We start from the raw sequence: 9,493 nt of genomic DNA on the forward strand, positions 1-9,493 counted from the left end.
CGGTAGGTCATTTTTTTTGTCCTAATTATTCCTAATTTTGTACCGTAATTATGTTTTTTTCTTTTCGTCGTCCTATAACTTTTTACCTTTTTAATTTTGTCTACTTTCTTTTACTTTTCTTTTACTTACCACGCTCTCGCGCTAAGTCCAAGTTAGGGGACAGGGTTACAGGGTTACATGGGGGAGTCTTAGGACCCCATGTTCCTGTTCCTGTCTCCCTTGGACCTCAGGGACATTTTCCTAAATATCTCTCCTCACAGAGGGAGATATTCTGTCCCTGGTTTTGTCCCTATTTTTTCCAATTTGTCCCTATTGCTCCAAAACCGCATGGTTGAGCGATTTCTTAGAGACATTTTCCAATTTGTCCCTTGTCCCTATTAGGCTTTAGGGACATCCGGACATTTTCCAATTTGTCCCTTTTTTGGGACGGACAAAATGGAGTTTTTCTTCCAATTTGTCCCTCCAATTTGTCCCCAATTTGTCCCTGTCCCTTTTTGAATTTTTCAGGTATTTTTTGGTGAATTTTCCCGTTTTTTACCTCAAAAATTTCCGAGTTTTTGATCCATCTTCTGATAGTTTTTTCGCTAACAGGTTTATCTTCTGTTGAGAAATATTCCACAATATCATCAATCGTGACTGGATCCATTCCATCGTCTAATGCTTGAATTGCATTAACAAGTTTTTCTTTATTTTTCTCTGCTGTCTTCTTCTTCGATTCTGGACCTTTATTTAGGTTCTTTTTCCAAGCTGGGGCGTTATCTTCCAGTTGAATATCAGCCAGCACACCAGTAGTATCCACTTCATGAACTGGATAGCTGAACCACATATTCACAGGGGCAAATTTGGCAAACTCACGAAGAGTCCCTTCAACTCGCCAAGCAGTGGCAATCTCAATGCTACGGGTCGTCGTCTTGACCTCGTCAAGGTAAGGCTTGCGTTTCATAACATCAGGAATTGCTTTGTCAAAATGTTGTTGCATTTGATAGCGACTTTCCAGATCGTCAAGACTGACATTCTGTTGGTAATAATCGTTAGCCTGTTCTTGCAAGGCTCTTTGGTAAATCTTAGCCGTTGCTTTTTCAGTCCGAGCTTTAACGAGGTCTTCGTTAAGGTCTAGCTCGACTAAATCAACCAGAGCGTCAGGGTCTCTGGCAAATACCCCAGAACCACTAGCACGGTCCATGGACTTCTTACCACCTTGAGAACCTTTTGAGTGATGGTGGCAGTAGATTACAGCACACCCTAGCTCAGTAGCCACTTTATCGAATTGATTAGTGAAATGTGCCATTTGGTCTGCTGAGTTCTCGTCACCCGTCAGGACCTTATAGATAGGATCGATAATCACGGCTTGGTAATTCTTTTTCAGCGACCGCCTAATGAGTTTCGGGGCCAGTTTATCCATTGGCACTGTCTTCCCACGGAGATTCCAGATATCGATATTACCAACGCTTGCTGGAGGTAAATTCATAGCATCGTATACATCTTTAAATCGGTGAAGGGCTGACGGCCTATCCAGCTCTAAGTTGACGTAGAGGACTTTACCTTGTTCGCACTGCCAACCGAGCCATTTTTGACCTTCTGCGATGGCAATAGATAACTCGATGAGAGCAAACGACTTACCAGCTTTTGACGGCCCTGCAATCAGCATCTTATGACCTTGACGCAACACCCCATGGATAAGCTCTGGGGCTAAATCTGGAAGGTGGTCCCACTCGTCGGCTAGCGTTTCAGGATCAGGAAGGTCATCGTTTAAATCTTCTACCCATTGATACCACTCTTCGTAGTTGGTTTTCCCAAGATTCGTATCAATCAAGAACTGCTTATGTCCATTTCGGATTACTCCAGGCATGCGAGAGAGTCGGCTCGGATTTCGGTTTTGGGTATCGATATCAAGTCCATTTTTCTTACAAATCTGATAAATGTAATCGACACGCTTCCGATACTCTTGGTAGTCTCTGGCATCCACTCTCACCACCGCATGCAACGACTTGTGTCCAGAGTGTACTAGTGTCGCAATAGGAAGCTCTAACTCTTTAAATAGAGCGTACTGTTTCCCAAGCTCCATGCTGTCCGATTCTACTAGAGCGTATCTGAAATCAGTGACATTATCGTTCTTGACACCCTTTCCATCCAACGGGTTGAAACGAATCCAGGCACCAGCTTCTTCCTTATAATCTCCGAAAACTGCACCAATATCATCGCCATTACTCTGAAGTTCTTTAATAAGCTCTCCGGCAGTCCTGTCGTAATTGCCTTGAGTTGGCTTATAGATTGGCCCATTCTCTGTCTCGATAGGATAAGTAGATGTTACGTACCCGACGAGGTCGGTCATTTCAAACAATGTTTCGATGTATTTGACAAGATCCTGTACTGGATGCCAATTTAACGGCTCACGGATTTCTTTTGACTCTACCCAATTTTTATCAACGATTTGATAATCACGATCAATAGTTGAATCCCAGCCAAGCTCATAGCTTTCGCCTGACTTGTTCATTGGCTCCCAACCGTTGTCTTTAGCCATCTGAGTGATAGTAGCTCCAGTTAAAGCATCAGAGCCATTATTGTGAAAAGTATCCCATTTAGTGAAGCACTCCCCCTTTTTATAACGACTATCCGATTGAGACCAAGCGTCCCAATCCATTGCCGTATAGCCCTCCTGTTTTAGGGCCATTCCTACGTTCACCCACTCTTGATAAGACAATGTAGAAGGGTCAATATAATCTAAGAGTGGGATTAAATCAAAAGTACCTTCTGACATTTAATCTCCTTTATTCCGGCTGGTATGTAGCTGGAATGATTCCTTTTGGCATTCTCCAACCGCTCGCAGCAATTCGGTTAATCAGATTGCTAGCATCTTCAAATTTCCACATTCCGACATTTCGGAAACCACGACCCTCAAGCAATCGTATCTGTTTAGGTGTGGTCAATCCACTGTCTTTGCGTTTGTTTAAGCGGTCTAGTAGTTTGCCAGCTTTTCCAGCATTGCCGATTTCTTCGGTATAGATTCCGAATTTTTCAAGCGCTTTAAGTTGTTTTTCTGAAGGCGGAGCCATTTCCCAACCGAATGATGGAACGTAGTCCGCTAAGTCTTCAGCTTGGATAGACATTTCAAATTGAAGTGGGTCCACTAACTTACGCTTTTTACGGCGCTGTTCAGCCAACTGCTTTGCAAGTGCTTCTTCACGTTCAGCAACGACATCCTTGCTAGCTTGTTCTTCAGCTTCTAACAGACTGAACTCAACTTCTGTATCTTCAGCCATGTTTTCAGTCATCTTTTTGGCAACTTCTGGACTACTAGTAATTAAGTGGGCTGGCCTGCATAGTTCATGGCGCTCAGTGTGCCATAGGAAATCGAGTAGTAATAGATTTTCCTTTCCTGGTGCAAGGCGTGTCCCACGCCCCACCATTTGGCTATACAAAGCACGGACTTTTGTTGGCCTCAACACAACCACGCAGTCTACTGTTGGGCAATCCCACCCTTCAGTTAATAGCATTGAGTTACACAACACGTTATATTTATCTTTGTCGAAATCTTCTAGGACTTCAGCGCGGTCTTTGGACTCTCCGTTAACCTCAGCCGCCTTAAATCCTTTGGCGTTAAGGATATCACGGAATTTCTGCGAAGTCTTAACTAGGGGCAAGAAAACGACTGTTTTCCTGTCTTTGCACTGCTTAACCATCTCGTCTGCAATTTGTTCAAGATAAGGGTCTAGGGCTGTTCCAATTTCACTGGCTTTGAAATCTCCACCTTGTTGACTGACTGTTGACAAGTCAAGTTCAAGAGGGATTGTAATAGCTGTGATTTTTGATAAGTACCCTGATTTAATAGCGTCAACCAAAGGGTACTCATAAGCTAAACTATCGAAATAACTACCTAAATTTCGCATATCACCACGGTCTGGCGTAGCTGTGACACCTAAGACATTAGCTTCTCCAAAGTGTTCTAATACGCGCTGATAGCCGTCTGATATAGCGTGGTGAGCCTCGTCGATGACAATAGTATCGAAGTGATTAGGTGGGAACTGACTGAGTCGTTTCTCACGCTGCATAGTCTGCACTGAACCGACGACAACACGAAACCATGAGCCGATTGAAGTATTTTCAGCTTTTTCTAGCGCCGTTCCTAATCCTGTAGCCGTCATTAATTTATCACTGGCTTGTTCCAAAAGTTCTGAGCGATGAGCGAGAACGAGAACACGTTCTCCCATCTTGACACGGTCTTCTATAATTTTTGAAAAGACGATGGTCTTGCCACAGCCAGTGGGTAGGACAAGTAGCGTGCGCTTCCTGCCCTCCTTCCACTCTTGCTGTACCTTAGTCCTTGCCTCTTCTTGGTAAGGTCTAAGTTGCATTAGAATCCTCCGAATCCACCACCATTAGGGGCTTGTTGAGGTTGCTGATATCCTTGGTTTTGTTGAGGTGCCGCTTGGTAGTTAGGTGCTTGCTGTTGAGGAGCTTGTTGTCCACCACCTTGAGAAACATTGGCATTTAATACTTTCGTCCAATCCACACTATCAGCATAAATCATTTGTTTAACGTCATTGTAAACATTATCCTTATAGGTCCGATTCCCTACACGGCAAACACCTGTTGATCCTACAACTGTATTCCAGTTCATTTGAAGAGGTTCGCCATGTTTCTTTTGGCCAATGGCACCAAAGAATGCTGATAGCATCCCTTCAGTTGATGAGTGCAAGAATAGATTGTGTGTCATTGTTGCAAGACCTTCTTCAGTCTCGACTTGGATTGTGATGATCGCTTTGTTACATGCTGGCAGTTTCCCTGGATTTTGTGGATTTGGAGTGTGACGCCCACGCTCAAAGTTTGTTACAGTAAATACGTAATCACCGGGAGTTAGCGCGATAAACTCCTTGCTGTCCTCTTGGATAGTATCATCCCATCCGAATTCACGTTCAAAGTTATTGTTATAAGTCATGTATAAAATCCTTCCTTATTAAGCCAAAATAGTGATATTGTCTTGATCTTCGAGCCCTGCTTTGAGGTAGTCAGCGATGTTTTTAATAGCTTCCAGTTTCCATTTGCCACCGTCTGCTTCAAAAAGTGCAAGTTCAGCATCTTTGTTGATGCGGAGTACAAATTGACTAGATGGCTGTGCAACTTCTGTAAAAGTACGATATGGACGTAATGTCACTGGGTTTGGTGCAGTTGCTTTTGCAAGACTAGCTACCCCTGATTTCACAGTAGTGGTCTGGTTGATACCGTTATCCACAATGTCAGCGCCGTTTTCGACTTTTAAAGCACTTGCAAATTCAAGTACAACTTGACGATCATCCTCGTCAATAAAGGCAGACTGCAGCATAATATTGAACTGCTCTTGGCTATTCCACTGGTTCAATCGAATATCTGGGCTGTATGCTACTACGGAGACGAGTTGAGGACGTCTACCGTATTCCCAATCAACCTGATCATAAACTGTGACATCTTTAGGAGACTCCACCACAATGATTTTTTTAGAGGCACTGATAGCGTCATTGTCTGACTTGAGATAATCAATAAGACTGTCAAGAGTACACAATTGAAGTTTTGGTGCAATTTTCCGAGGGTTAACTTCCAGGAGGTCAAATTGATTTGCATTATAGTACTGCTTGTCACCAACTTGGATGACTTTTCCAGCACGTTCAGCTAGCTCTACACTGTACTCAAGAGCTTCTTTGATGTTTTCTGCCATGTTTAATTACCCGCTTTCTTTTGTTTGTTGAAGTCAATGACATCGTTGTTGATACCTTTTTCAATGTCTTCGATTGGCTCACCAACGTCTGTACGAAGGATCGCTTTGTCGTCAAAGTATGTCTGACCAGGCATGTTGCTCTTAAGTTCGTTTGCATAGACTTGACTACCTTCTTGCCCAACGAGGACGGTAGTAGCAACAGCTTTTTGAGGTGCAAGAGTTGACTTAACTTCCATTGCAGTAGCTACTGTTTGACGTGTCTCATCCGACTTCATCGTCAAAGTGATGACAAGTTTACGAGCTGTCTTAGTCTCAGTGTTTGGATCTAAGATGTTAGCGATGACTCTTTCAAGTTCTTTATCGACTTTCTCTTGAAGACCACCATCACCGATTTGTGATAGGTCTAATTTGATAGTTTTATCTGACATGATTTCCTCCTAAAATTCTGATCCACGGATTTCTTTGACCATTTCAAAGACACGGTCCCAAGTAGCTACTAGAGCCCCGTCGATGAATGATTTATCGTACATAGAGATTGGTGTTTCTACAGGATAATAGCCTTTAGAGGCCACTGCCTGTTGAAGTTCCTGTTCAGTAACTTGGTTAGCAATCATCAAATCACGCAGCGCTGGGTCAATGAATGGTGCTGGTTCTTGGTACTCGCCACGCTCGACCGGTGCAGGATTTTCTGCCGCTGGTGTTTCAGCTGGCACCACTTCTTGTTGTGGTGTTGGTTCCGGTGCTGGCGGTTCCATTTCTGGCTGTGCGGTAGGTGGTACTGGTTCAGCTTGTACCTGTTGAACATTAAAGATGTGAGCAATGCCCGCATAATCTAGCGGCAACTTGTTTGGTAAGTTGTGACGATTCTTGGCATCCCACGCTGGGTGGTGCTGTGTATACATGACACGCTGTCCACCTTGTGCTTTCGACTTCTTAGACTTCTCATCAGTCATGACGATAGTTTCGTAGTTACAGAATAGGACCATGTCAGCCCATTCTTTGACTAAAGGTGCTGTTTGAGAACTAGTTTTCTTACCTAACTTGAGCTCGTAACGGTCATAGCTACCCATTTCATCCGGTTGAGTGAAGTTCTTAATCTGAGCGTGTGCAGTCAGGACAACATTAATTCCTAAATCAATCAATTCGCTTAGACTATTTAGGAAACGACCGATTTCTTCACGGACGTAGGTATATCCGTTACCCCATCCAAAATCTTCGATACCTTTTTACCATGCTGAGCACAAACGGATTCAACCGCTAACGACTCAGCCCAATCGATTGTATCGATTACCAGAGTCTTACACGAGTGTGGATTTGCTTTGATGAAAGCAATCTCATTCATCAACATAGTCCAGCTTGACGGTTTGTCCAATCGTGCAACATCCATGTTGTCTGTAGATCCTTCAGTGTCGATAAACACAGGGTCGGGAAATTGCGCTGCAAAGCTAGACTTCCCGATACCTTCAGGGCCGTAGATAACAACCTTTTGAGCTCTAGCCTTAATTCCTCTTGTGATTTGCATTAAAATCCTCCTTGCCATGTTGGCGTTATTGATGGTTCAGATTGAGTATCAACTGTTGGCTGATGTGTCTTATTATCGAGACTATAGCCGTCTTCGATGATAATTGAGCATTCATCGCCAGTCGATACTCTCGTTGCAATAGCTTGGAGACCTTCATCCTCAAGCCATTTTCCAAATTGGTCCAATGTGATTTGGTCCATTTGTTCGAGCTTGTCGATTAAAACAAAGCCACAATCTGGTTTTAGTTTTCGGACAATTGCGGTCGCTACCATAAGTTGCTGAGAACCTGACATGTTATCCCACTCTTGACCGAGATAGAGAAGTTTTCCATCGTTGACAGATAGTCCTTCGAGTGGTAAGTCAGCATTGGTTAACAAGTCACGTTTACCTTTACGAACATCTTCGATTTGAGCAGACAACTTGTTATACTGCTCGCGTTGAGCCTTGGCATCCTCTTCCGCTTTATCCTTGTCCAAGTTAGCACGGACTTTAAGGTTAATCTGTTCGATGTTAGCAATATTGCTTTCGATTTCCTCAGTGGATTCATCTACTAAGTCGGTCGCATCTTTATGAGCGATAGCCAAATCATTAGCGAGCTTTTGTAAAACTTCCTGAGCCTCTGCTAATTGCTGTGACAGGCGGTTGACTTCTGCCGTCTTGGCATCATATTGCGCTTGGATTTGACTAGCGTTTTGGCGTTTGCGAGCGTTTTCCCCATTCTTAGCTAAAACCTCCTGCTGTTCAGCAATCAAGTCAGCGATAGAAATAAGATCTTTTGGGGCGTCTGGATAATAAGTCTGTTCTTTGGCGAACTTCTCTTTTTGGTCAGCGATAACACCGATAGCATGACGTTGGTCATATAACTGCTTCTCTTTGATTTCTAATTCGGCTAATTGGGGACCAACTCCGATGATTTGCAAGAGCGTATCAGCTTTTTCTTTAGCTGTACTTTCCATAAACTTGGGCAAATTAATAGCCAACTCTTCAACGAAACTGTCAAGCAGTTGTTGTCCACCTTTATTACCTTCTGGATCGATAACCTTAAGCGAGCTATTCTTCCCTTTGCGTTCAACTACCAAGCCATTTGACATAGTGATCTTGAGCGATGGAGGGATAACAGACCCTTCACGGGTTGCCTTGCTAGGTTTAAAACGATTTCCACCCAAGGCCCAAGCGATAGAATCTAGAACACTTGTTTTACCTTGATTGTTATTTCCACCAATTACCGTGAGTCCCGTAGGTGATGGTTCGACCTTGACCGCTTTGATCCGTTTGATATTTTCAATTTCTAGCTTATTTATCGCGATACTCATTCGTTCCCACCTCCGATGACTAAACGGCTCTCAGTCACTACTTTTTCAACACTGACGATTTCGGTGTGATTCAACGCATAGAGTAGTAATGAAGTAGCTACATTAGCAATAGTCAAGTCACACTCATTAGCAATTTCAGCGATTTGGTCATAAGCCTCTTTGCTACACCTAACGTGGTGATAAGAGGTTTTAGGTTCTTTTTCACTTCCATTACCCCTCTCCTCCCTCATTACGTTTCTTAAATCCAAGAGTAAGCCCAGTGATACCAGCAGCAATTACCGCAAGGCTAAGAGCTAATGTGCTGAAACCTTTAGTTTTAACATGTCCAGATTTAGTGACTTGTTTTTCTGTTAGTTTCATGATATATTCTCCTTACAAATGTTATTTCTTGCACAGGCCCTTACCTGTGCTTTTTTAGTGCTCTCAACGTGCACCCACAGCCCCACCGCTTCATGTTTTTTTAGAAAAGATAAGTGTGGAAAAGTAAATTATAATTTTGGGGTATTAAAGTATAAGCTACACTCCACGGCAAGGCTATGGCTACACGCTGAGAGATGTTAGCGATCTAATTATTGCTAAGGCACTTAGCAGCTAGATACCTCTCACGTCTTTGACGTGCTTCATATTTCTGGTCATTAATTTCTCGTGGTGTCCATACTGGTTCGGAAAATTGTTCTTGTTGCGGTTGTTTTTTTGACCAAATCCAGTTTAAAAATTTCATTGTTATTTTCCTTTCCATTCCCTAACCGCACTAGAGAACTAGTGAGGATTTTTTCATAGATTTTTAATATATAAGGAGACAGTCATGAATATCGAATCGTTGTTTATAGTTTTAATAAGTTCTGTTTCCTCACTAGCTAACTGCTACGGCTAGGGGTGTTAAGCTAGGCAATCTCTTGCCAGTGTGCGTTAAACCAATCTCTGACGGGATCCCGTGGGTATCTGATCTGTGACCCTCGGCCTTTGTCG

Annotated in this window: 8 protein-coding genes and 1 pseudogene; all 9 read right to left on the reverse strand. The window is 43.1% G+C overall.

Going from position 1 to position 9,493, the window contains the following annotated elements; genetic code table 11:
* Positions 1-343: 343 nt before the first annotated feature.
* Positions 344-2,758, reverse strand: coding sequence for an AAA family ATPase (locus tag HSISS2_RS06815; protein ID WP_021146034.1), 2,415 nt, complete (start codon positions 2,756-2,758; stop codon positions 344-346).
* Positions 2,759-2,768: 10 nt separating this feature from the next.
* Positions 2,769-4,352 (reverse strand): DEAD/DEAH box helicase, encoded by a 1,584-nt coding sequence (locus HSISS2_RS06820; RefSeq protein ID WP_021146035.1) that lies wholly within the window; start codon positions 4,350-4,352, stop codon positions 2,769-2,771.
* Positions 4,352-4,936 carry a hypothetical protein gene (locus tag HSISS2_RS06825; RefSeq protein ID WP_021146036.1) on the reverse strand — a complete coding sequence of 195 codons (585 nt, stop codon included), beginning with the start codon at positions 4,934-4,936 and terminating at the stop codon, positions 4,352-4,354. Before HSISS2_RS06825 ends, HSISS2_RS06820 begins: the two co-directional genes overlap by 1 nt.
* Before the next feature lie 18 nt (positions 4,937-4,954).
* Positions 4,955-5,689: a hypothetical protein gene (locus tag HSISS2_RS06830; RefSeq protein WP_021146037.1), complete on the reverse strand. Its 735-nt coding sequence runs from the start codon at positions 5,687-5,689 to the stop codon at positions 4,955-4,957.
* Positions 5,690-5,691: 2 nt separating this feature from the next.
* Positions 5,692-6,117: a hypothetical protein gene (locus tag HSISS2_RS06835; protein WP_021146038.1), complete on the reverse strand. Its 426-nt coding sequence runs from the start codon at positions 6,115-6,117 to the stop codon at positions 5,692-5,694.
* Positions 6,118-6,126: 9 nt separating this feature from the next.
* Positions 6,127-7,211 (reverse strand): annotated as a pseudogene (locus HSISS2_RS06840) (ATP-binding protein).
* Positions 7,211-8,524, reverse strand: a complete 1,314-nt coding sequence (locus tag HSISS2_RS06845; protein WP_021146040.1) for an AAA family ATPase — start codon at positions 8,522-8,524, stop codon at positions 7,211-7,213. Before HSISS2_RS06845 ends, HSISS2_RS06840 begins: the two are co-directional and overlap by 1 nt.
* The gene (locus HSISS2_RS06850) at positions 8,521-8,754 is read right to left on the reverse strand and encodes a hypothetical protein (protein WP_042767061.1); all 234 of its coding nucleotides are present in this window, start codon (positions 8,752-8,754) and stop codon (positions 8,521-8,523) included. Before HSISS2_RS06850 ends, HSISS2_RS06845 begins: the two co-directional genes overlap by 4 nt.
* Positions 8,735-8,884, reverse strand: coding sequence for a hypothetical protein (locus HSISS2_RS11360; protein ID WP_021146042.1), 150 nt, complete (start codon positions 8,882-8,884; stop codon positions 8,735-8,737). Before HSISS2_RS11360 ends, HSISS2_RS06850 begins: the two co-directional genes overlap by 20 nt.
* Positions 8,885-9,493: the final 609 nt, after the last annotated feature.

This window comes from Streptococcus sp. HSISS2, assembly GCF_000448665.1.
Lineage (GTDB): Bacteria > Bacillota > Bacilli > Lactobacillales > Streptococcaceae > Streptococcus > Streptococcus raffinosi.

Coding starts and splice junctions, on each gene's coding strand:
- HSISS2_RS06815 (WP_021146034.1), bottom strand. CDS start 2,758: ATGTCAGAAGGTACTTTTGATTTAATCCCACTCTTAGATTATATTGAC.
- HSISS2_RS06820 (WP_021146035.1), bottom strand. CDS start 4,352: ATGCAACTTAGACCTTACCAAGAAGAGGCAAGGACTAAGGTACAGCAA.
- HSISS2_RS06825 (WP_021146036.1), bottom strand. CDS start 4,936: ATGACTTATAACAATAACTTTGAACGTGAATTCGGATGGGATGATACT.
- HSISS2_RS06830 (WP_021146037.1), bottom strand. CDS start 5,689: ATGGCAGAAAACATCAAAGAAGCTCTTGAGTACAGTGTAGAGCTAGCT.
- HSISS2_RS06835 (WP_021146038.1), bottom strand. CDS start 6,117: ATGTCAGATAAAACTATCAAATTAGACCTATCACAAATCGGTGATGGT.
- HSISS2_RS06845 (WP_021146040.1), bottom strand. CDS start 8,524: ATGAGTATCGCGATAAATAAGCTAGAAATTGAAAATATCAAACGGATC.
- HSISS2_RS06850 (WP_042767061.1), bottom strand. CDS start 8,754: ATGAGGGAGGAGAGGGGTAATGGAAGTGAAAAAGAACCTAAAACCTCT.
- HSISS2_RS11360 (WP_021146042.1), bottom strand. CDS start 8,884: ATGAAACTAACAGAAAAACAAGTCACTAAATCTGGACATGTTAAAACT.